The 22,256-nt window shown below is 42.0% G+C and carries 29 protein-coding genes; 25 read left to right on the forward strand and 4 right to left on the reverse strand.

Translation table 11 applies throughout. From position 1 onward, the window contains the following. Window positions 1-52: 52 nt before the first annotated feature. The gene (gene dhaR / locus OCU87_RS08470; protein ID WP_261858288.1) at window positions 53-1,984 is read right to left on the reverse strand and encodes a dihydroxyacetone kinase operon transcriptional regulator DhaR; all 1,932 of its coding nucleotides are present in this window, start codon (window positions 1,982-1,984) and stop codon (window positions 53-55) included. A 179-nt stretch (window positions 1,985-2,163) separates the two neighbouring features. On the opposite strand from dhaR, the gene OCU87_RS08475 reads away from it, so the two are divergent. The 9 genes from OCU87_RS08475 to OCU87_RS08515 all read left to right on the forward strand — a co-directional run bounded on the left by OCU87_RS08475 (window position 2,164) and on the right by OCU87_RS08515 (window position 7,172). Then, window positions 2,164-2,814, forward strand: coding sequence for a LysE family translocator (locus OCU87_RS08475; RefSeq protein WP_261858289.1), 651 nt, complete (start codon window positions 2,164-2,166; stop codon window positions 2,812-2,814). A 248-nt stretch (window positions 2,815-3,062) separates the two neighbouring features. After that, window positions 3,063-3,395 (forward strand): zinc ribbon domain-containing protein YjdM, encoded by a 333-nt coding sequence (locus tag OCU87_RS08480; protein WP_261858290.1) that lies wholly within the window; start codon window positions 3,063-3,065, stop codon window positions 3,393-3,395. Window positions 3,396-3,445: 50 nt separating this feature from the next. Then, a complete protein-coding gene (locus OCU87_RS08485; protein WP_062689138.1) occupies window positions 3,446-4,102 on the forward strand; it encodes a DNA-methyltransferase in 657 nt (218 codons plus the stop codon). 110 nt (window positions 4,103-4,212) lie between these two features. Continuing rightward, the gene (locus tag OCU87_RS08490; RefSeq protein WP_261858398.1) at window positions 4,213-4,353 is read left to right on the forward strand and encodes a hypothetical protein; all 141 of its coding nucleotides are present in this window, start codon (window positions 4,213-4,215) and stop codon (window positions 4,351-4,353) included. A gap of 217 nt (window positions 4,354-4,570) precedes the next feature. Beyond that, window positions 4,571-5,011 (forward strand): GNAT family N-acetyltransferase, encoded by a 441-nt coding sequence (locus OCU87_RS08495; protein WP_094956386.1) that lies wholly within the window; start codon window positions 4,571-4,573, stop codon window positions 5,009-5,011. 105 nt (window positions 5,012-5,116) lie between these two features. After that, window positions 5,117-5,605, forward strand: coding sequence for a GNAT family N-acetyltransferase (locus OCU87_RS08500; protein ID WP_261858291.1), 489 nt, complete (start codon window positions 5,117-5,119; stop codon window positions 5,603-5,605). Between the two features lies 1 nt (window position 5,606). Continuing rightward, window positions 5,607-6,011, forward strand: coding sequence for an NUDIX hydrolase (locus OCU87_RS08505; protein ID WP_261858292.1), 405 nt, complete (start codon window positions 5,607-5,609; stop codon window positions 6,009-6,011). A 59-nt stretch (window positions 6,012-6,070) separates the two neighbouring features. After that, window positions 6,071-6,586: a GNAT family N-acetyltransferase gene (locus tag OCU87_RS08510; RefSeq protein ID WP_261858293.1), complete on the forward strand. Its 516-nt coding sequence runs from the start codon at window positions 6,071-6,073 to the stop codon at window positions 6,584-6,586. A 112-nt stretch (window positions 6,587-6,698) separates the two neighbouring features. Then, window positions 6,699-7,172 carry a pyrimidine dimer DNA glycosylase/endonuclease V gene (locus OCU87_RS08515; protein ID WP_261858294.1) on the forward strand — a complete coding sequence of 158 codons (474 nt, stop codon included), beginning with the start codon at window positions 6,699-6,701 and terminating at the stop codon, window positions 7,170-7,172. A 49-nt stretch (window positions 7,173-7,221) separates the two neighbouring features. Here OCU87_RS08515 and OCU87_RS08520 read toward each other — a convergent pair whose 3' ends face one another. Then, a complete protein-coding gene (locus OCU87_RS08520; RefSeq protein ID WP_261858295.1) occupies window positions 7,222-8,130 on the reverse strand; it encodes a LysR family transcriptional regulator in 909 nt (302 codons plus the stop codon). 146 nt (window positions 8,131-8,276) lie between these two features. On the opposite strand from OCU87_RS08520, the gene OCU87_RS08525 reads away from it, so the two are divergent. Beyond that, entirely contained in the window at window positions 8,277-9,461 is a 1,185-nt protein-coding gene (locus OCU87_RS08525) for an MFS transporter (protein ID WP_261858296.1), read from the forward strand. After that, window positions 9,458-9,988 carry a chorismate--pyruvate lyase family protein gene (locus tag OCU87_RS08530; RefSeq protein ID WP_261858297.1) on the forward strand — a complete coding sequence of 177 codons (531 nt, stop codon included), beginning with the start codon at window positions 9,458-9,460 and terminating at the stop codon, window positions 9,986-9,988. Before OCU87_RS08525 ends, OCU87_RS08530 begins: the two co-directional genes overlap by 4 nt. A 117-nt stretch (window positions 9,989-10,105) precedes the next feature. Here OCU87_RS08530 and OCU87_RS08535 read toward each other — a convergent pair whose 3' ends face one another. Then, the gene (locus OCU87_RS08535) at window positions 10,106-10,876 is read right to left on the reverse strand and encodes a siderophore-interacting protein (RefSeq protein ID WP_261858298.1); all 771 of its coding nucleotides are present in this window, start codon (window positions 10,874-10,876) and stop codon (window positions 10,106-10,108) included. 237 nt (window positions 10,877-11,113) lie between these two features. On the opposite strand from OCU87_RS08535, the gene OCU87_RS08540 reads away from it, so the two are divergent. The 10 genes from OCU87_RS08540 to OCU87_RS08585 all read left to right on the forward strand — a co-directional run bounded on the left by OCU87_RS08540 (window position 11,114) and on the right by OCU87_RS08585 (window position 19,470). Continuing rightward, on the forward strand, window positions 11,114-11,626 hold the full coding sequence (locus tag OCU87_RS08540; protein ID WP_261858299.1) for a GNAT family N-acetyltransferase: 513 nt from the start codon (window positions 11,114-11,116) through the stop codon (window positions 11,624-11,626). A gap of 65 nt (window positions 11,627-11,691) precedes the next feature. Beyond that, window positions 11,692-12,087: a DUF2391 family protein gene (locus tag OCU87_RS08545; protein WP_062689120.1), complete on the forward strand. Its 396-nt coding sequence runs from the start codon at window positions 11,692-11,694 to the stop codon at window positions 12,085-12,087. Between the two features lie 122 nt (window positions 12,088-12,209). Further along, the gene (locus OCU87_RS08550) at window positions 12,210-12,911 is read left to right on the forward strand and encodes a glutathione S-transferase family protein (RefSeq protein WP_094956418.1); all 702 of its coding nucleotides are present in this window, start codon (window positions 12,210-12,212) and stop codon (window positions 12,909-12,911) included. 36 nt (window positions 12,912-12,947) lie between these two features. Beyond that, entirely contained in the window at window positions 12,948-13,745 is a 798-nt protein-coding gene (locus OCU87_RS08555) for a carbon-nitrogen hydrolase family protein (RefSeq protein ID WP_261858300.1), read from the forward strand. Between the two features lie 180 nt (window positions 13,746-13,925). Beyond that, window positions 13,926-15,308: a serine hydrolase domain-containing protein gene (locus tag OCU87_RS08560; RefSeq protein WP_261858301.1), complete on the forward strand. Its 1,383-nt coding sequence runs from the start codon at window positions 13,926-13,928 to the stop codon at window positions 15,306-15,308. A gap of 584 nt (window positions 15,309-15,892) precedes the next feature. Next, window positions 15,893-16,804 carry a hypothetical protein gene (locus OCU87_RS08565; RefSeq protein ID WP_261858302.1) on the forward strand — a complete coding sequence of 304 codons (912 nt, stop codon included), beginning with the start codon at window positions 15,893-15,895 and terminating at the stop codon, window positions 16,802-16,804. A gap of 323 nt (window positions 16,805-17,127) precedes the next feature. Next, entirely contained in the window at window positions 17,128-18,165 is a 1,038-nt protein-coding gene (locus tag OCU87_RS08570; RefSeq protein ID WP_261858303.1) for an alpha/beta fold hydrolase, read from the forward strand. A gap of 1 nt (window position 18,166) precedes the next feature. Further along, window positions 18,167-18,499, forward strand: a complete 333-nt coding sequence (locus tag OCU87_RS08575) for a hypothetical protein (RefSeq protein WP_094956401.1) — start codon at window positions 18,167-18,169, stop codon at window positions 18,497-18,499. Between the two features lie 74 nt (window positions 18,500-18,573). Beyond that, window positions 18,574-18,804 carry a signal peptidase I gene (gene lepB / locus OCU87_RS08580; RefSeq protein WP_261858304.1) on the forward strand — a complete coding sequence of 77 codons (231 nt, stop codon included), beginning with the start codon at window positions 18,574-18,576 and terminating at the stop codon, window positions 18,802-18,804. A gap of 36 nt (window positions 18,805-18,840) precedes the next feature. Then, window positions 18,841-19,470, forward strand: a complete 630-nt coding sequence (locus tag OCU87_RS08585; RefSeq protein WP_062689105.1) for a LysE family translocator — start codon at window positions 18,841-18,843, stop codon at window positions 19,468-19,470. 53 nt (window positions 19,471-19,523) lie between these two features. On the opposite strand, the gene OCU87_RS08590 is transcribed toward OCU87_RS08585, so the two are convergent. Continuing rightward, entirely contained in the window at window positions 19,524-20,156 is a 633-nt protein-coding gene (locus OCU87_RS08590; protein WP_062689103.1) for an SDR family NAD(P)-dependent oxidoreductase, read from the reverse strand. Window positions 20,157-20,520: 364 nt separating this feature from the next. Here OCU87_RS08590 and def point away from each other — a divergent pair, with 364 nt between their 5' ends. From def to OCU87_RS08610, 4 genes are all read left to right on the forward strand, one after another. Beyond that, a complete protein-coding gene (gene def, locus OCU87_RS08595) occupies window positions 20,521-21,027 on the forward strand; it encodes a peptide deformylase (protein ID WP_094956403.1) in 507 nt (168 codons plus the stop codon). Window positions 21,028-21,033: 6 nt separating this feature from the next. Beyond that, window positions 21,034-21,387, forward strand: coding sequence for a hypothetical protein (locus tag OCU87_RS08600; protein ID WP_261858305.1), 354 nt, complete (start codon window positions 21,034-21,036; stop codon window positions 21,385-21,387). A gap of 67 nt (window positions 21,388-21,454) precedes the next feature. Then, window positions 21,455-21,856, forward strand: a complete 402-nt coding sequence (locus tag OCU87_RS08605) for a GFA family protein (protein ID WP_261858362.1) — start codon at window positions 21,455-21,457, stop codon at window positions 21,854-21,856. A 41-nt stretch (window positions 21,857-21,897) separates the two neighbouring features. Further along, window positions 21,898-22,248 (forward strand): putative quinol monooxygenase, encoded by a 351-nt coding sequence (locus OCU87_RS08610; protein ID WP_094956406.1) that lies wholly within the window; start codon window positions 21,898-21,900, stop codon window positions 22,246-22,248. The last annotated feature ends 8 nt before the right edge of the window (window positions 22,249-22,256 follow it).

Raw genomic sequence — 22,256 nt, forward strand, 5'->3', positions numbered from 1 at the left:
GCCGCCACTAGTCTGGCGGCTTTTTTGTGTTTGGCTTTTAACTGATTATGAATTAACGGAGTTTTTCACTCAAACCGTACTTATCTATTTTGCGCCACAGCGTAGTGCGACCAATAGCGAGTGCTTTAGCCATTTCAGACATCTTGCCATCATAGGTATCCCACGCTTGAATAATGGCTTTCTTTTCTAAGGCTTCAAGGGTCAGCATGGGTGAATTGTGTTGAGGGTGTCCATCTGCGTTGTGCTTAATATGGTCGGGAATGTCTTTAAGCTGAATCCGATTGCTACTGCGGTTTAGCAGTAACCGCTCCATGCGGCTTTTTAATTCAGGATCGTTCCCCGGCCACGCAAACGCGAGCAATACATCTAATGCCACAGGATCGATCTGAATGTGTACTTGATGCCGTTTTTCGTAATCAGCCAAAAGGCGCTCAATATGTAAAGCGATGTCTTCTTTGCGATTACGTAACGGTGATAGCGTGAGTTCATTGTTGGAAATGGCATAGTAGAGCTGACGGCCAAACGAGCCTTGTGCGACGTAAGCACTAAGATCAGAAGAGGTACTGGTAATTAACTGGAAGTTCACAGGGATTAGGCGTTGGCTATCGCTGCGGCTGACTAATCCGGTTTTTAGTAGCTTCAGTAGTACCGATTGCAGCTCTTGATTTAAGTATTCCACCTTTTCAAGCAACAAAGTGCCACCGTGTGCTAACTCAAATTTAGATGGCAAACCGTTGTCGGCATCAAACCCTAATATTTCTCGGCTCATATTATCGCTGCTGAGTGTACGACAGTTAACAGTGATAAAGGGGCCAGCCTTGAATTCACACTCATTGTGAATGGCCATCGCCAGTGATGATTTTCCGACGCCTTCCTCACCACAGAGCAAAAGAGGGGACTTGGATTTCACCGCGCGTTTTGCCACGGTAATTAAGTGTTTCATTTGTTTTGAGCGTGCAGGCAAGGTGGCAAAGGTGTATTTAGCACTGCCGCCAATTTGTTGTTGGGCTAACTCGCGAATTTTGTGAACGGGGTGAATGAACAATAGGGTTGAGCCATCTTGTAACTGACTGACCGACAAAATCGCCTCGATAAACTCGCTGTTGACTTCAACTGTGGTCAGCTTGCGATAGGCGTTTTCATGCTGTTCGAAGTAGGTCAAAATATTGGGCGCAAAGCGAATAATATCAAAGATGTTTTTGTCTATTACATTCAGGGCGCTGATCTGAAAAAGCGTCTCTGCTTGCTGACTTACCATGGTGATGCGCTGGTTGGCATCCCAGGCTAATAGGCCATCATCCATGCATGCAACCGTCGCATTGTGCATACTGACTAGTCGATTCATATTCTCTTGTTCATACAGCAGTTGCAGCTGTAGTGAGATTTCTTTTGCGCAAGAGGCAACAATTACACTGTTTTCGCGGCGATATTGGTTGGCGGTTTTTACCAGTGCCATGGTGCCACGAAGTTTACCGAACGAATCAAAAATGGGTGCGGCACAGGCACCGTAGGGGTGCAGTGAACGATTGAAATGGTTAGCTGCAAATACTTCAGAAGGAAGGTGAGTGTCTATACACAAGCTAATAGCATTGGTGCCAATTTTGCCTTCCGAAAAAAAACAGCCTTGTACAATGCCCAAGGTTTCTAACTCATCGACTAAATCAGGGTGTCCGATTCGCTTTACCACACAGCCATTGTCGTCAGTAATGAGCAATACGATAGGCTCGTGATATAGCAGATCAAAGGTATCTTCAACAACAGTGGTAGCACATTGGATAAGGCTTTCATTTCGTTTTATTAAAGAGTTGAGGGTAGAGCCAGATGCCACATGCGGTGGAGACCAATGTACAGCGCTGCACTGTTTAACGCAGCGTTGCCACGAAGCAAAGCATTGCGTTTGTGCAAATTCAGGTGAGACCCAATGGTGTTTATGGAAGAATTCCCAGCAATTTTGGCTGGAATCGATGCAATAAGCCGATGGCATGAAATATATACCAGCAAATAGTAATCGAGTATTTTATCGTGACGATGAACTGCGTAACGTGACCATACTCTCATATGTATTTATGGGATCTGCTGTAATAACGGTACTGTGTTTATTTATTCAACTTTCGCGGGATATTATGTAATAGTTGCATATTAATCAACAAGGAGGTTGTTAGTATGGATGCAAATTTGTTAGGTATTTTCGTCACGGTGGCGGTCGCTCATTTTTTAGCTCTGCTTAGTCCAGGGCCTGATTTTGTCATCGTTGTAAAAAGTGCCATTCGAAATAGTGGGAAAAATGCTTTAGGTGTGGCTTTGGGTATTGCGACTGCAAATGCCGTGTATATCGGCTTGTGTCTAATCGGTGTCGGGTCAATTTTAGCGGCTTCAGTGCCTATTATGATTACGCTTAAAGTCATCGGTGGTTTGTTTCTTATTTACCTTGCTGTACAAGCAATACGAGCGAGAAAGGGGGGGTATGAAAATATTGATGTTGCTGAGTCTCAAATATCCCACCAGACCACGTTTATTCGCGAATTCAGCACAGGCTTTATGTCTGGGGTACTAAACCCTAAAAATCTATTATTCTATTTGAGTCTTTTCACGGTAGTGCTAACTAACGAGGTAGGTTTTGCTTTTAAGTTAGGTTTAGGTATTTGGATGACATTGGTTGTGTTTATATGGGATGCCGCCGTTATTTCTCTACTCTCGGCCCCAAAAGTCAGAGGGCAGTTTACTCGCATTGCATATTACATAGATAAAGTGACTGGTGTTATGTTGGGGCTAATTGGTTTTACGATCGTTAAATCGGCACTTATACGACAGTAAACAACCTTGTATTTGGATCTAAGCAATACACGCCATCAGGGTGATGTTGGGCACTCGGCGGTTTTGGTCTGACGTTGAGTGTGCTTTGTCAGTGCTGGGTGGGGATTCGTATGTTGCGGATGCTATAGTGCACGACAAATTTGAGGCTGATTTCCGTGATGTCGCTTTTATGTTCGTAGTCATAATGAATAGACTGAACACGATAAATCATTAAAATATAAGTAAATCAATTAATAGAAGTCTATCTAATGTCATTACCTCCTTGCCCTAATTGCAGTTCTGAGTTTGTTTATCAAGATCAAAGCCATCTAGTTTGCCCTGAATGTGCTTATGAATGGAACCCAGTTGAAGAAGCTGAAAATCAATTTACGGTACATGACGTAAACGGAAATCAGCTTGAGCAAGGTGATAAAATTACATTGGTTAAAGACCTTAAAGTCAAAGGTAGTTCGCTGAACCTTAAAATAGGTACCAAAGGTGTAATAAAGCGAATTGTTGAAGGCAAGGATCATCAATTAGATTGCAAGCTTGATGGGGCTGGGGAAATGTTGGTGACGGCAAAATACGTCAAGAAAGCGTAAGTCTATTAAGCTTGAACCCAAGCGCTTTAACAAAATAACATAGAGGTTCGATGCAAATTTATAAAGATGATGCTGTCAATTGGCTGTCCACGCTCGCAGATGAGAGCGTTGACCTTCTGATTACAGATCCACCCTATGAATCGTTAGAGAAACATAGAAAAATAGGAACGACCACTAGACTTAAAGTTAGTAAATCTTCAAGTAATCAGTGGTTTGGCATATTTCCAAATGAACGCTTTGAAAGTCTATTGGCTGAGATCTATCGCGTTTTAAGTAAAAACGCGCATTTATATTTATTCTGCGATCAAGAAACAATGTTCCTAATTAAGCCCATTGCAGAACAAGTAGGGTTCAAATTTTGGAAGCCAATTATATGGGACAAAGTTTGTATCGGTATGGGGTATCATTACAGAGCCCGTCACGAATATATTCTGTTCTTTGAAAAGGGTAAGCGAAAACTTAATGATTTAAGTATCCCTGATATATTGGAACATAAGAGAGTTTACAGAGGTTACCCAACAGAAAAGCCTGTTGGTTTAATCGAAACCTTAATCTCTCAAAGCTCGACTCAAGGAGAGTTAGTTGTTGACCCATTTTTTGGTTCAGGGGCTACACTGCTTGCAGCCCAAAATTTAGGTAGACGTTATATGGGCTGCGATATTTCAGATTCTGCTCATGACCATTTCAAAGCGCGTGTCACACCTTAGCGCGTCGTGATGATTGCTCTACATTTAACCTGACCTGTTTTAGTTTAGTCATTTGTATCTAATAGCCATTTTTTAGTGGCTATTAGATGCGGTTATCACTTTATGATTTTATGGCTAGTTCGACTGTTCCTTCTAATCTGCATCAGATTACGTTAGCGGATGCACTTTGGTTCTTACAGCATTCCTTTCCTGAACAAACAGCCGAGTTAATGCGTGTGGCAGACTACCAATGTCGTTGGCTAGCAAAATGAAACTCATAACGTGTTTAAGTGTTTAAGTGTTTAAGTCTAGGGCCCTAAAACTTAATATTTTATTTGAGGGCCATTCTGACCTTGTCGGTTTAACTAGGACAGCCGTTACCTATGAATCAGAAGGCCATATCATCAAGCTGATTCACCGCTTGGCTTGGCTTGGGTTTGTTTGGTTTAGGCTGGGTAGGCGCTTTGTATTCGAAGGGAAATCGATAAAATGAACGTAGAATTACGAAATATAAATATAGATAACTTCTACGAGCTTTGTCTGCTTGAAGTCACACCGACTCAAGCCAACCATGTAGATAGTAATGCCGTTTCTTTGGCTGAAGCTAATTTTATGGAATTCCCTTGGTATCGGGGAATTTACGTAAACAATAAGCCTGTAGGTTTCATCCTCGTAAACGCAGACACAGTATCGGGTAAGTTTTCATTGTGGCGGCTAATGTTGGACAAATCTCAGCAGTCTAACGGCTATGGCCGTATGGCTATAACAATGTTAAGTGAAGCATTGCAGCAAGAGTTTGGTATTTCCAAACTCTACACAAGTGTTGTAACCGGAATCGAAAGCCCAATAAGTTTCTATTTAAATTGTGGGTTTGCTTCAACTGGGGGTTTGGTGGCGGGGAGAGAAATTGAGTTATGCTTATCTCTTTAGCTCGATACAAAGCACCTCAATGACAATCACGTAAACTCAGATAATCAATGTTTGGAAGGCATGCTAGCATGAGGGTTAGGGTGTTGACCGCGTAGAGAATTTATAATGAAAATAGTGAAAGTTGATAGCAGCAATCAGCAGGTATATGCGAACTTATACCAAGGCTATGCGGCAGAGTTTTCAAAAATTATCGGAGATAAGCCAGATGAAAATGGTTTGTTCGAAATCTATCCGAAGATCGGAAACCGCGTAGCAGGTTATTTATTATATATTGATGGTGTCCCTGCGGCTCTTACTGCAATAGAAGAAAAGTCATCTGATGAATTTGAAATTTGTGACTTTTATGTCGTGCCATATTTTCGGAAAAACAAAGTAGGTAAAATTTTTATCTCTCGTCTTTTTGAACGCCTAAAGGGTGCTTGGGAAATCAAGCAAGTTGCAGGTGCTGATCATGCGGTGAAATTTTGGCGTGATGTGGTGAGTGACTATACATCGGGCAATTATGTTGAGGATGAGTACCTTGATGATAAGTGGGGTTTAGTTACTCGGCAGTGCTTTAATCATCTATCAGCTAGGTTAGGAAGTAATAACTAAAATGAAAAAAATAATTGATAAGTTGGCTTGGTTATATATTCGTGATGGTAAGTTGTTAACGGTGAGGTCGAAAGGCAAAGCGCTGTTCTATTTACCGGGTGGAAAGCGCGAGCAAGGTGAAAGTGATGAGCAAGCATTGGTTCGAGAAATCAATGAAGAGATCTCTGTCGATTTAGTCTCTGACACCATTAAGTATGTTGATACCTTTACTGCGCAAGCTGATGGTAAAGACGACGGCGTGTTAGTGCAGCTGACATGTTATACCGCGGAGTATTCTGGCAAGTTGAGTCCAGATGCCGAAATTGAAGAACTGAAATTTGTAGATGCTAACGATGAGACAATATGTTCACTTGCCACTAAAGTCGCGATGGATTGGTTAGTGTCTCGTTCACTGATTTCTGAATGAGTGTAAGTCACAAGAACAAGTGGTTGAAGCGAGTTTAATCATCTGAATAAGGAGAGGGAATGCAAAAGGATATTGAAACTGAAAGGCTGGTATTGCGGCCTTTTCGCCTAAGCGACAGTGAGCGAGTTGCTGAGTTAGCTGGCGAGAAGGTTATCGCGGATATGACGGCCAATATTCCTCATCCTTATGAGCCTGCTATGGCATACGAGTGGATTCAAACGCACCAAACTCAGTATATTGAAGGTGAAAGCGTGGTTTACGCCATCACCTTGAAAGACTGTGACGATATTATTGGGGCTGTCGGTTTTCCGTTATTGGATCATGGTTTAGGTGTCTTAGGTTATTGGCTTGGTGTGCCGTTTTGGGGGCGGGGAATCGCGTTTGAAGCCGCGGAGGCGTTGGTTGAGTTTTATAAATCACATCATGGCCTTACAGAGCTTCATGTCATGCATTTAGCTGAAAATGAACGGTCTAAATCCGTAATTAAAAAGCTGGGCGTTGGCTATGTAGAAAATATGATGCGACAGATGCAAGGGCAAAATCGCGAGATTTGTGTTTATAAATCAGTGTTTTGACGCAGAGCGGTAGTAGCACCATTGCTGGATATTGTGATCGATATACCAGCACCTACGTTTACTAGGGTAACAGTTCGATAAAAAGAACAACGAATAGTCAGTAGGAGGTGTAATGAACATTTTTATTTTGGACCAAGATATTAAGCAATGTGCGCAGTACCATTGCGATCAGCATGTTGTGAAAATGATTTTGGAAAGTGTGCAGATGCTTTGTACTGCGCTGAATAAAAAAGGCTTTGTGACACCCTATAAGTCAACCCATATCAAACACCCTTGCGTGCTGTGGGTTGAAGCCTCTTATGATAACTTTATTTGGTTACGAGACTTAGCGATAGAGCTGAATAAAGAATACAAATATCGTTATGGCAAAGACACTGACCATAAATCAATGGCGGTCTTACCACAGATCGCAGACCTCGTTTTTCCCTCAATAGGGCTAACGCCGTTTCCACAAGCCATGCCTGATATCTACAAAGTGGATGATGATCCGATTTTAGCGTACCGCCAATTTTATATGGGCGATAAAGCAAAATTTGCCAAATGGACGAAACGAAGCCCCCCACAATGGTTCGTCATCAATAACTAAATATTTTCACTTAAATTGATGACGGATGATCAATGGCAATGACAGTCTCTTAATTGCCTGAAAAGTACTGCTGAGTCAGCTCTTCCATAAAGTTTAATATGGCTTTTAAACGTGGAGACTGGCTTGTTTTACTAGCATATACCGCATAGATTTTAACATCAGGTGTTACTTTTATATTTTGAGCTATTTGCACTAGCTTCCCTTGTTCGCACAGTGGGCGGCAATAGATCTCGGGTAGTAATGTTACGCCGTAACCATTGGCAATCATATCTCGAATGAGTAATACATCTTCAAGCTGATTGGCCTTGTTAAAGGCGATTGGGCGCTGAATGTTATCTTTTTCTGTCATGTAAAGCGTTGCGGGGAAATTCTCTTGTACATGATAGAAGGTGACGTGTTTTTGCAACATCTCACTATTTGGGCTTTGTAACTCTGGATTTTCTGCCAAGTATTCAGGGGTGCAAAACCAGAATAATTTTAATTTTGCTAAGGGCTTAGCGTAAAACCCTGACGGTTTTAAATCACCTAATTGAATGGCGAGATCTAACTTTTCTTCTAATAGGTTGGGGCGGTGAGACACAATCCGCATGCGTAATTGGATGTCGGGGTAACGCTGGGTAAACAGGTGTAATTTGGGGGCGAATACTTCACGCGATAAGGCGAATGTGGTGGCGATATTGATTTCACCGACTAGTGATTGTGATGCGACTTCGTTGCCAACTCGGTCGATGTTATCAAGTAATGGTGTTAGTTGGGTATAGAGTTGCTCACCATCTGAGGTAAGCTTTAAAAACCGACTATTGCGTTCTAGTAAACGAATATCTAACACATCTTCTAATCGTGCTAATGAGCGACTCACACTTGATTTTTGAATGCCTAATTTAATAGCAGCTTTAGAGATACTGCCTGTTTCGGCAATCGCAATAAAAATAGGGAGATCATTCAGGTTCCAGTTCACACGATTACTCTTATATTTCAGGCGAATCCATTTAATAACATAAATACACCTATTACCAAAACAACACAGCGTTGTCTTTTTTGAACTAGTTGGCCTTAGCCAAACCCATTAACCTTTTTGTCAGTTATCTTCCTTAGGAATATTTGATGAGAAATGAAGAAATAAAAAGACTAACAAAGTTGTGCTTGTTACTGGGTAGTAGTTTATTTGTGATGGCCAATGCGGCGATTGTACCGTCATTGGCTGAACTAAATCATGTGTTCAATGATCCATTTGGTGTGTCGTTAATAATGACCTTGCCAGCGCTCGCTGTGGTTGTTTTTGCCCCTTTTGTGGCTAGCATTATTAACGCGCTGGGTGAGAAAAACACGATTCTACTTGGATTTGGTTTATCGGGGTTGGCTGGAAGTAGCGGTTTATGGATAGATTCACTGAACATGCTACTAGTAGGCCGTTTTGTATTGGGTATGAGCATTGCAATTTGCATGACAGTGATAAACGACTTGATAGCGAGCTATTTTGATGGAGAGGCGCGAATACAGTTTATTTCCCATCAAGCGATTGCGGTCAATGTTGGTGGCATTATGTTTGTCGTGGCGAGTGGGTGGTTAACGACAATTCACTGGCGTTTACCTTTTGCCATTTACCTTGTGGCGATTATCGCACTAGCGCTGTCGTTGAATGGTATTGTGCCGGTAAATAAGGTTAAGCATTCAGGGCTTAAGCGTATTCATTTCCGTGATTATAAAGCTGTTTTGCCGTTCTATTTGCTAGGGCTATTCGGCATGCTGTCGTATTACCTGATCATGATTGACCTGCCGTTTACCCTAAAAAGCGCGCTGCATTTTAACAGTGCCCAAACAGGTATGCTATTAGGTGGAATGAGCCTGATTTCTGCGACTGTTGCCTATTTATTTAAGTTTGTCCTAGCGAAAGTGGGAGAGCAACGCACTTTGGCTCTGTGTTTTTATTGCTTCATGGTTGCATTTTTCATGCTAACTTTGGTTGACCTTCGTTGGGGGGTCTACGTTGCTGTTGCAAGCACAGGAGTCGCGTTTGGTTTATTACTGCCGATTCTCACGCATTTAGTGATTATGTATAGCACTGAAAAACGTCGAACCGCGATGCTGAGTGGTTTTGTGATGTTCTATTTTACGGGGCAGGCGTTAAGTGCATTTGTCCGCGATGCGAATGTCGTCTTGTCACCTGGTGCTTTGTACATAGGCTTTGCCGTTGTAAGTGCGATTATTGCGACCTTGCATCTTGGTGTTCTTGATAGCATGGTTCGTCGCAAGCGAGATGTGCTGACAGCTAAAGAGGCCGAGGCATGAATTATTGTGTGGTTGATGCGAAATCACTGCCTTCTTACCTCAGAAGTGAGGGCTCGTTAACTCGCACATTCAAAGCGGTGTGTGGCGGTTTTCATATTGAGCAGAAGCGTTTTAAGCGAAATGACCCGTTTTATACTCGGGAGTGTTTATTGCTCGATAACGGAAGGCCTTTGGTGTGGGCGCGATCTTTTCTCTTTTCGACTCATAATGAAACGATAGAGACTTTTTGCCATCTAGGTAGTCAATCATTAGGTGAACGATTGTTGTTCGCTTCTGAAAATAGATCGACTAATAAAGGTGCCAGTTGTATTGAAGCGAACAAAGCGACGGAAGGAACACTTGCGCGTGGCCCTTATACTTTCTTTGAAGTTAATGGCGCAGATCCCGAACTACAAGCTGCTATGGGCGATGAGGCTATTCCCACGGTTAATTATGGGCGTAGCTCGCAATTCACATGGTCGCACCATGATTCAGTCTTGTTTCTGTCGGAAGTGTTCTCGCCTTATGCTGAGGCTGTATTAGTCTAAGAAGCTATTACGTGGCAATCTAATAAGCCAGAGTCAGTCTGATGTGTTACTGACTGACTCTTGTTTGTTTACGTCGCTGGTAAAAGGGAGTGCCTAGCTACTTAGCTACTTAGCTACTTAGCTATTCTCGCTGGCATCTTGTCGTTTTATCGCCTTATGGCCGTCTTCAGATACGCCTTGTTTCCAATAACTGCTTATGTAAATGTTTTCACGATCGACATCTTTTTCGTTACGGAAGTAACTGCGTAGGGCTCGCATAGAGTCAAAATCACAGGCTGTCCATACAGAGGCGGTACCTTCTAACCACGCCAGTGTTCTGACCTTTTCCGCTAATGACTCTTCCCCTGTTAACCAGATAACATGAAAGTGCTCAGGCGCATCGATAGTTTGTATATCCTTGTGATCAATCACTTTGATCACAGCGTAACCTTTTGCGTTTTGCGGTAGCTTTTGAATTTTGGCAGAAAGGGCGGGTAAGGCTGTCATGTCCGCCACCATGAAGAACCAATCTGCAGCTAAGTTCATTTCGTTGATGATGCCTGGGCCTGCAACATTAATGGTATCGCCAACTTGTGCACTCATGGCCCAACGAGCAGCAAAACCGCATTGTAAGTCTGTTGTGATATGGCGAACAAAATCCACCTCTATGGTGCAATCAGTCGCCGAAAAACGTCGAACAGTGTAGGTGCGCATAGCAGGTCGCTCACCTTCAGCGACTGTGCTTAAATCGGTTTCACCTAGGCTATTAAAGAGCAGCTTGATGTAGCCACCTTCGCAATCATTAGGGAAATCAGCCAGCGAATCGCTATGAAATACAAGGCGCTGCATGTTGGGTGTGATTTGTTCTGTACTAATAACAGTCAGTAATTTAGGTGACGGCTTTTTCATTTCTCTCTACTCGATAATTATTCTCTTTTGCATTTAGGTTAGCAGTCCTCATCTATTCTGAATAGCGCTTTTAACTAAATTTACACTCTTGGTGTAATTAAAATTTCTTCGCACTTTGCTCTTTATATGTCCGTCTTATCATGGTTTTATTTAGTCATAGAGTGATAGGTTAAGCACGCTATAACGCCGCTACAGCGACGTTATGTCTTAACGTTATGAGTGAGGTATTAAGAGAGTATGAAAATAGAGTCGAGTCGTTTAACAATGCGGGTAATCACTGAATCTGATTGGGCGCTGTTCTTACAACTTTACCAAGATCCAAACGTCATCGCGCTGTGCTTTGATTTGCTCGATGAAGCGGGTATTCGAGAGAAGTTTGAGTCGCGCTTATTGCCTTGGAGTCCACAGGCAGAGTCTTGGCTTTGTCTGGTGATTCAAGACAAGATGACAGGCGAACCTATGGGTATCACGGGCTTTATTATTGAAGATAATATCGCTCAAGTGGGATACCTGTTGTCGCCTGATTTTCATGGCCAGCAATATGGCACCGAGTCATTGAAAGCACTGATAGCGTGGGCCGAATCTACCCATGATATTAACCGTTACCAAGCCGTTGTTACTGAAGGTAATGTTGCATCTGAACGCGTGCTTATGAAATGCGGTTTTAATCTTGATAATGTGATACCAGAGGCTTATGAGATCGGTGGTAAGTTATATGCTGATCACTATTATGTCCGTAATACGGATTGATAAGAGCCTGAATATACAATAATGACAGTATCGCCACTTCTCTCGTAGGGGCAAAGGATAGGGATATGAAATTTAACTTCAATTTCGAAGATGCGAGCCAAATATTTGTGGGTGCATTTGCTTTGGCTGTCCCTATTTCTTTTTCAGAAGAAGCATGGCGATTAGGTGAAACATTACCAAGCCGTAATTTACTACTGCTCATTGTGCTGTCTGTGACTTTCCTGACGTTGTATACCTATGAAAGTGTGTTTCAGCGCAATGTTAGCCAGAGAAAGCTTGTGTTTATTTTCCGTATTGTTGTTGCCTATTTGATGGCGGCTTTGGTGGTGGCTTTGGTGTTGTTCTGTTTAGATAAATTACCGTTAATGAGCGACCCTTTGGTGGCGTTAAAACGTATTATTGTGATCACTATGCCGGCTTCGATGGGCGCGATTGTAGTGGATAGCTTCGATAAGGAATAATGCCTTTTATTTGTTTACGCAGTGCGGAAGGCCTAAGACCAAAGACCAAATACCTAAGATCTAAGACCTTGCAGATGTTAAGTCTGTAGGTGTTCATGCTGAAAATCGACAAGGAAAGTGATTTGTACACTCTGTTTTACTACCCGAATAATGCCAGTTTGGCTCCACATTTTTTATTGCATCATATGGGACTTAACTACGATCTCGTGTTGGTAGATAAGAAATCCAACGCTCAAAAATCACCAGCGTATCTAACATTGAATCCTGCAGGGCGTATTCCTACATTGATTGATCACTCGCTCGAAGGCGCTGTCGGGCTCGATGCTGATTTAAAACGTGGTCTGGCGATTTTTGAAAGCCCCGCTATTTGTATTCATTTGTGTGAACAACACCCTGAACAGGGGCTCATGCCAGCATTAGGGAGTAGAGAGCGCCCATTGTTTTTCCAATGGCTAACGTATTTGAATAACACGTTACAAGCTGAGCTTATGGTGCGTTATTACCCTCATCGTCATACCAATGATAAGAGCACCATCCCTAATATAGTGGCAGCACAAGATGAACGAATTGCTGATGCTTTGTCAGTAATCAACGCTCAGCTTGAAAGTAATTGTAGAGAGAACAAAGTGTATTTGTTGGGTGACACTGTCACTGCATGTGACTTCTTTTTGTTCATGTTGGCGGAATGGTCGTTGTCTATTACGCCATCGCCATTACATTTTGACTATTTAGCCGCTTACCTAAAGCGTCTGGCTGCTCATCCAACGGTTGTTGCGGTATGCGAAATCGAACAGATAGATCTCTCGCCGTTTAAGCCTTGTTAGCATGATAATTAATGTTGCCACAGTGATAGGAAATTTATGGAAATTTCACTGATTCAAACCGATGTTTTCTATAAAGATAAAATTAAAAATCTCGAGCTGGTGGCAGAGGTATTGGCGAATAGCGAGCGTGTCGGCGATATTGTTGTGCTTCCTGAGTTATTTTCAACGGGGTATATATTTGAATCACCATTAGATATTCAAGCTTTGTGCGAAGATTATGATACGGGTCCAACCATTTCAGCGTTAAGTCGTTTAGCTGCAAAATACGGCACAACCATAGTAGCTGGTGTTGCCGAAGTAGATAAAGGGCAGTTTTTCAATAGTGTTGCTGTGATTGGTGGCAAAGGTTTGATTGGTAAATATCGAAAAATAACTCAAACCAATATTGATAAGCTGTACTTCTCGCGCGGGGATACGCTTTTCACGTTCGAATATCAAGGTGTGACCTTTGGTATCGCCGTTTGTTTTGATCTTTGGTTCCCTGAACTTATCCGTGAATACAGTAAATTGGGGGTAGAGGTGCTGTTACATCCTGCCAATTTTGGTGGTGAGCAAAGTTTACATATCTCAAAAGCAAGGGCGATTGAAAACAGTGTGTATGTCGTGACATGTAATCGTATTGGTTGCGATGTGACAGCGGATATCGTTGGTGAATATTGTGGTAAAAGCCAGATCTGCGCGCCTAGCGGTGAGTTGTTAGTTCAATTTGGGGGTGAGGCTGGGGTAAAAACTGTGAATATAGCGGTGGAGCCAAGTGCAAGAAAGAAAGTTATTGGTGTGGATTTAATCGCAGAAATGAATGCGGTTAACCATCAGCTAGCGTTAACAAAGTAATATAACGTTAGCATTGATCAAAGAGAGTGTATTTGAGCGCGTGAAGAATACAGCAGCGTGGTCTCTGAACATTACGCCGCTTATCTCCACAGTTTACCTACTTAGTTTCACGCAAATAAACATGCACTAAATATTATTCATGATCGCAATACTGACTAACGTAATTGAAGGAGCCATAGGATGTGGGTTTGTGTCGTTAGAGGTGGGATAAAACGATGTGCTTTTATCATTAGCTTGATTGTTGCTGTACTGTTTACATCAAGTTTCGCGGTTGCCGAAAGAGCCTTTGATAAAGCAAAAATGGATCAGTATTTACATTCGCTCGCTGACAATAACAAGGCGACGTTAAGTGTCGTTTTTACAGAAAAAGGTCAGGTTACCTACAGTAAACAAACAGTGTTGCCGAAGGGTGCAATAACGGCATTTAAAGGCAATCAACAATATAAAGTGGGCTCTATTACTAAAACCTTCACCTCGGTTTTAGTATTCCAACAAATAGAGCAGGGCAAGCTCACCTTATCAACGCCACTGTCTGATTTTTATCCCAACATAAAAAACGCAGAGAAGATAACAATAGGCCAACTACTTTCGCACCGAAGCGGTATTTTTAACTACACTAATGCGCCTGAATTCAATGCTTACTTTGCTAAGTACCAAGATAAAAAGGAGTTGCTGGCAAGAATAGCGTCGTATAAACCTGTGTTTGAACCTGATGCGAGCTATGAATACAGTAATTCTAACTATGCGTTGTTAGGTTATATTTTAGAAGACGTGACGGGCAAGTCTTATACTGACTTAGTGCAAAATAATATTATCTCGCCGCTCGATTTGAAAGAGACCAAGTATTGCGCTGAGGAAGCGGATTGTGGAAAAGCGTTAAAATCGTTCTACTTTTACCAGGGCCACTGGAATTTGATGCCGCAATGGTCAATGAGTGTTGCGAATAGTGCGGGGGCTGTACTCTCGACCCCTTATGATTTAACGCGTTTTATTCGTGCCTTGTTTCACGGTGAATTGATTTCACACCAGTCGTTGGCAATGATGAAAGGAATTAAAAATACAACAAGTAAGGGATTATTTAAGTTGCCTTTCTATACAAAATCAAGCTATGGCCACCGTGGAAAAATTGAAAGTTTCTTATCGGATGTTAGTTATTTCGATGCTGATGATGTCGCGCTTTCTGTCACTGTGGATGCTCTGAACCATAATTTTAATGACATATTAGTGGCGGTATTAAGCATTTATTTTGATCGTCCTTTTGAGTTACCTGACTTCGACCGTAAGCCGATTTCATTAGCTATTGCACAACTGAAAAAGTACGAGGGTACTTTTACTACACCGAGCGTTGATGTCGAGATTAAGGTTTTTTTGCAAGACGGTATGTTAATGATGCAGGCGGCAGGACAAGCACCTTTACCTGCAGAGCCTTATAGTTTGTATGAGTTTGAATATAAACCAGCAGGTATTCTTTGCAAGTTTGCGAAAACTAAAGACGGTGCTGTTGATTATACCCAGTTTACACTGCATCAAGTGGATTGGATCTTGCCTTATAGTAAGCAATAACAAAGCGCGAACAAGACAGAACTTAACCTAGGCTAGGCTCTTTTTCCATTCTGCGAGTATGGCGAATATGTGAAGGGCCAATGCCGTCCCCCCCTATGATAGAAGCCTCTAAAGCATGTCATTTTTTTGCATAAGCCAAACACGTCTCAGACGATAACTCATGCATTGCTTGCAAAGTATCGTCAATTTTTCATATTTCCGCTATATCCTTAGTAGAGAGCTGTCGTGCAGAATTTTAAAACTGTCATATATTATTAATGACATCACTATTTGATGTGTCGTGACGCTGATGAGTAACGGCTGCGGTGATTTTAATTTACCTATGGCTGCAATGATGTTCCGCATGGAACTAAAAATTTGAATTGCCTCGATATTGCTACCTCTTACTTTTCAGGTGCAGAGGTGTTTGATTATATAGTGAACGCGGAGCAGTTACTTGAGTTGACCTCGACATTGAGTAGTTTCAAGTAACTAATTACAAATAGAATATATGGGTGTTACCAATAATAAAGGCTCACACCAAGCTATAAGTGGTTGAATCATATTTGCCTATTCAGTCGGCATCAATTACCACAGAGGGATGTATGGATATTTTTGTTAGAAACGGAATTTTAGCATTAGCGAATGTTGTTGAGCAGGACAGTAAGGGATGGTTCGAAGGGCATGTTGGTGCATCTTTACTTGCAGGGGCGGCTTTATTGAAAAGTGATATGCTTTCAGACGCGTCTTATGAGAGTCTACAGTTAAGATTACATCTACAATCAGAAGAATATGCCCATCTTTTAAAGCCGTTAGCGGTAAGTAAACTGACGACTAACTATACCCCTATTATTGATGCGATCGAACAAAATACAAAGCAACTGAGTCGCTCTGGACATGGTGTGATTTATGGCGCTTTGGTGTTAAAGGCATTATCAGATAACAACTTAAAGGTCAGTGAAAACCTTGTGGCGAATATCGCTAAATTAATCATTAATTGCACTGATGATAATTGGAAACGGTACTTTGGGCTTGATGATTATCGACATTATCCGATGTTTGAAAACACCCTAAATTTTAAGCGCAACCATCAAATAGGAAACGGAAAAATAGGTGATAAAGAGATTGAAGCATTATGTGCCGTAGCTATAGAGCGCAGTGTTGATCAAGTTTATCACGATGCAAAAGGGTATTTTTTCGCAGGGGAGAAAATACACGGCATTACCCATGCCCATGCGGTTTTCCTGCTTCATACGCTCGGTTACACAGCGTTAGCCAGTAAGGTGATTCAACCATTACTTATTCAGCTGGAGCTGAATGATTTAAGACCAGAACCCACCACCGATTTAGTGTTAGCTCAGCCGAAAAAATTGGATTTGTCCGATCCTACAGTGTGGGGGTGTGACTATCGTAATGAACATCAAATAAAGCTGGCGCACAGCTATTCTGAATTATCAGCAAGGCTTAATTTACCATTGTCGGTTTTAGATAACTTATGGGGGGCGGTATCAAGTTAAGTGAAACTCCCTCCGTTACTGATTTATCTAGACGTTACGATAAAAAGTAACGGGTGCTTACTCTTGAGTGTAGCGGTGCGGAAATACGTTGTGAATGTGTTTGTTGGAGCGCTGCATTGAGTGGTCTTTTTCTCTATTTTACAGTGGTATAAACTCGATCTGCGTCGAAATTATTTCGTGATATTTAAATGGTTAGATCCTAAAGAATTATAATGTTTTCGTCAGTAAATGTAGCTCAAAAACGTACGCGGACACCCGTTTAAAGCGCTATAAAGGCGCTTGGTTTGATTGGTGAGACATTTTATTCTTAAAAGGAATTAACTATGAATGCAAAGTCTGAATATTTACGTAGCCCTCGTGGATTTAGGTGGTGGTTGATAAGAGTCGTAATGGTAACTGTAGCGATTATTGTGGCTGCTGTTGCTTATTTATTGGTGGTCGGTGCATCAGCAAAATCGGAACTGATCGAGAGCAACCCTGCGCCAGGGCGTCTCGTTGATGTAGGGGGCTATAAGATGCACATTAACTGTATGGGGGAAGGCTCGCCAACTGTGTTGATGGAGGCTGGAGCGGGGGATTTTTCAGTTACTTGGTCTGCTGTACAGCCTAAGCTCAGCCAAACAACGCGTGTGTGCAGTTATGACCGATCTGGATTTGGCTGGAGTGAACCAAATGCAGAGCAAGCGCGAACAAGTCAAACTATGGTTCAAGAATTAGAAACCTTGCTTGCTAATGCCAATATTGAAGACGAGTTAGTCTTGGTGGGACATTCATTTGGCGGCCTTAATGTTCGTTTATTTGCGGATCATCACCTTGATAAAGTGGTTGGTGTCGTGCTGGTGGATGCATTACATGAAGATGTGTCACCTGAAATGCAGCGTATTAATTCAGAGGCCCAATTGGCTTTAGTGGAAGAGCTTCGCGTTGTATCTATCTTGCAGTCGATAGGGCTTTTGGCATTATCACCAGAAGAAATCCCCGAACAAGGTTTGCCACTTGAAGCTATGGCGCAGTACCGTGCAATATTAGCCACAGGTAGCCAAGTCGATACAATGATTGCAGAGTTAAGCGCGATTGAAGACAGCCTGACTTATGCGCGTAGCCTTGATCTGAAGCACTTAGATAATATTCCAGTAGCGGTACTGACAGCGACGCACCGTAATCAGCCTTCTTTATCAGAAGATCAGAATAAGCAGATGGCGAAAGCTTGGAACAAGATGCAAATAGCACAAAGTAAATTGTCGTCAGAGAGTTATTTTGTATCTACATCGAAAAGTGGTCATTACATTCAACTGGAACAACCCGAACTTGTCATTCGTACCATAAACAAGCTTGTTACAAGGGCGCGTTACAAGGGCTAAAATGATGTTACTTGTACCCACGATAGCGATTTTAGTTTTATATTTTTACTTTTATGGTATTGAAGGTCTTAATTTTCATGTCATCTCTGCCGTCGTTGTTATGGCTATGTATTTATTATTGTTTTATGTCGCTTCACCATCAGGTTTGCAGTACAGCGGTTCAAAAATGGGTGGCTTATATCTATGTCTTCCAGTTGTGTCATTTGGGGCATTAGTTTTTGCTGATACGGATGAAAACAGTCATGAACAAAAATGGTGTTTTGTTCTTGGAGGATGGTTTGGGCTGCTAACAGCCTTATCATTTCTCGTTTTCTTTAAGTTTTATTATTGGTGATTAAAATAGGTATCGATATACCTATTACGTTGTCACTTCACTGCTGCGTTAATATTGGTGATCAAGGAGGATCGATGCTTAACGTGAATAAGAAGGGCTCGTTACGATCCAGTTTTTCGCCTGTTCGTGTCCCCGATGGTTACTATATGGCACTTGGGGATAACCGAGATAATAGCTCAGACTCTAGAGCGATAGGTTTTGTCCCGAGGGATGAAATTGTGGGAAGAACAAAGCGTGTTGTTTTGTCGTTTAATTATGATAACTACTATATACCGCGCAGTGATCGTTTCTTTAAACCGCTATAAATAGTGTTAAAGCTGCGCCGTAGCTAAGGGAGCTGTATGACGTTTACATTGGCATTATTAAATGTCGCATTAATTTGGATGTTTGCGGTTGCGACACCGGGGGCAAATGTACTATTAACGGTGAATACAGCTTTGCATTATGACCGAAAACTAGCCTTGTACTCCGCTTTTGGTGTGAGTACGGCTATTTTGCTATGGGCCTTTTTCGGTGGCTCAGGCTTGGTGATTTTGTTTACGCATTACCCGCAACTATTTGGTTTCATGAAGCTGGTCGGTGGTTGCTATTTATTGTATCTGGGGATTCGTCAGATCTATCAAACACGAAAAAGTAATGCGCTAATGACAGGTGCGAATGCACCGACAGTGAGTTTTCCTTCCTCAAAAAAGATCTTTTTGACGGCCTTCATTACAAGCATTTTGAACCCTAAAACCGGTTTCTTTGTGGTCAGTGTGTTTAGTATTTCGATGCCAGCGCACATGACAGGGTGGATGGTATTCGCCATCATGCTCACTATGTCCTCAATTACATTGGTGTGGCATGTGTTTCTCGGCGTTGCATTTTCGCGGCAATCTGCCAAAAGTGTTTATCAACGCATTTCCCATTATATTGATTACGCGACGGGTGGCCTGTTTACTCTGTTTGGTATAAAAGTGATGGCGTCTTAAGAAGTAAAACCCAGCGAAAGGCTGGGTTTTACTGGATCTCTGTGTCTATCGCGTTACCAAGTTAATGTTGGGTCGATACATTGATAGATCTCACCGATGCTTGTTTTGTCTGCGAACAGCTGTAAAGCGAGCTTTGCGACTTCGCTACGGTGGATCAAACCGTGAACTTCAGTGTGTTGAGAAAGCTCACCATCATTGGTGACGTCTCCATCTTTTAAGCCTCCGGGGCGCAAAATAGTGTAATCCAGCGTGCTCGACTGAAGCCAAGCTTCTGCTAATGATTTTTCACGAACCGCAGCACCAAAGCCTTTTTTGGCGGCGTCTGACAAGTATTGCCATGAGTCACCACAACCTAGCGACGTGACGAGTAAGAAACGCTGGATCTGGTGTTGCTCCAGAGCATTGATTAAGTATCGGTGACCAATGTAATCAACCGGTACATCGGCATGGAAACTGCCCATAGTCGATACAACCCAAGCATCGGCTGGTATCGCAGCTACCGCTTTTTCAACTTGCTGAGCATCTGTTGCATCACAGCTAATAGATGGGATCCCTAGTGCTTGTAGACGAGGGTTTTTTGATGGATTACGTGCAACGGCAATAACGTTTTCACCTTGGTGATGAAAGTAGTCGACCATGGCTGCGCCTAAACCACTTGCCGCTCCCCAAACAACAATTGTATTCATAGATAAATCTCTTTCTGATAATGATAATAGTTTACATTTTCATGGGTAAATTGCTAGTTATCAATAGGGTGTAAGCATGAGTATTTCAAATAGCGCCAGTATTCATTCAGCTTAATAGATGATTCGTACAGCTTGCACCAGCAATATCTATACTTAAAGTTGATAATTGTTATCAATTAGGCGTACGATCTATGCCTTACTCGATCACAAATTGCTTTTGTATCTGTATAACGCGAGAAAGCCTGTAATATCATTACGATGAATGCGATTAATCGAGCAAGGTTGCTATTAATTTGGCAGATTAAATCGTTTGAACACTTTCTTACCAATATTGATATTGAAGATACTTAACAGAAGACGTGCTATGGCTATTTTAGATATTCTGACAATTCCAGACCCAAGACTCAAAATTCCAGCAAAGCCGGTAACGGATATTGCTGCAGTTCAACCTTTCATCGATGATTTGCTCGCAACCATGTATTCGACAAGTGATGGTATCGGATTAGCTGCAACGCAAGTTGGTAGCACCAATGCCATTGTTGTTATCGATATCTCAGAAAATCGCGATGATCCTTTAGTGTTAATTAACCCAGAGGTAGTGAGCGGTAGCAATAAGGCAATGGGGCAAGAAGGGTGTTTGTCAGTCCCAGGTTATTACGCAGATGTAGAACGTTATACGTCTGTGGTGGTCTCTGCGCTAGATCGTAATGGCGATCAAATGACGATTGAAAATAGTGAATTTCTCGCTGTGGTTATGCAGCATGAAATTGATCATTTAAAAGGTAATTTGTTCATTGATTATCTCTCGCCATTAAAGCGAACAATGGCACTAAAAAAAGTTAAGAAAACAGTGAAAGCGCGATCGGAGTAGCGACAAATGGATAATTTGTTTACTTATATCGCCGCGATAAAAGGGCATAGTTCTGATGTTGTGATCGCCACTCAAGAGACACATTCACACCAATATATTGATGATGGTGTTGAAGTGAATGAAGAACAGACGTCTTATGTTTTCAATAATGGTGTCGTTCTTCAGTATTGCTCGGAAAAAGACAGCCTAAACGGCACTCCAGAACATACCGCTGATAATGTGTGTGAAGAGTGCTGGATTAGCTATCAAGTAGTTGAGTCTGACGTTTATGCGATCAGGCCTATGAAGAAAGTGTTCAATAATAAGTGCCAAGAAGCCTTTTGGGTGAAGATTCAGCGAGAGCAACAGTTGGCACATTAGTTATCACCAAGAATCGGATAAATTTGGTCTACGCTGTGTAGAACAAGATTAATGAAAGGAATGGATGATGAAAGGGAAATGCCTTTGTGGAGCAATAGAAGCCGTTGCTGACGATCAACATGATGTCGGCTTATGTCATTGCGATATGTGTCGGAGATGGACCGGAGGTCCATTCTTTGCTGTTCATTGTGGACCGAATGTTACCTTTCTTGGTGATACCCCATTAATCTATCAATCTTCTGAGTGGGCAGAGCGAGGATTTTGCGGTAAATGTGGTACGCATTTGTTCTACCACTTATTACCGAAGAATGAATATATTCTCTCAGCTGGCTTATTCCAAGATCAAGATTTTGACCTAGAAAGCGAAATATTCATTGATGAAAAGCCTGATTACTACGCGTTCAGTAACGAAACAAAAAAGCTAACTGGCCAGCAGGTGTTTGAACAAGCAACAGGGAAAAGCAGTTAACTTAAAAGTAACCTACATATCTAATTAAAAAGGAATTTACTATGACTAGTCGTGTTTATGTACTCGCGCAGTTTAAGCCAAAAGACGGGAAAGAAGCCGAGTTGTTTGAGGTGTTAAAAGCATTAGAGCCAGACGCGTACCGCGAAGAAGGCTGTATCCAATATATGCTGACGCGCCAAATCGATCATCCAAGTGCAATCCGAAATGATTACCCAATCGTGTTTAATGAAATTTGGGAAGATGCGGATTGTTGGTCTGCACATGGTCGACGTAAACAAATTCAGCACTTTTTTGAAACCCAAGTTAAAGCAGAAACTGGTCTAGTCGCTGATGCAATTGTGACGGCTTACACCGATGAAGGGCATGATTTTGATGCGCCTATTTTTGAGTAGCTTTGTCT

This window comes from Photobacterium sanguinicancri, assembly GCF_024346675.1.
GTDB classification, from domain to species: domain Bacteria; phylum Pseudomonadota; class Gammaproteobacteria; order Enterobacterales; family Vibrionaceae; genus Photobacterium; species Photobacterium sanguinicancri.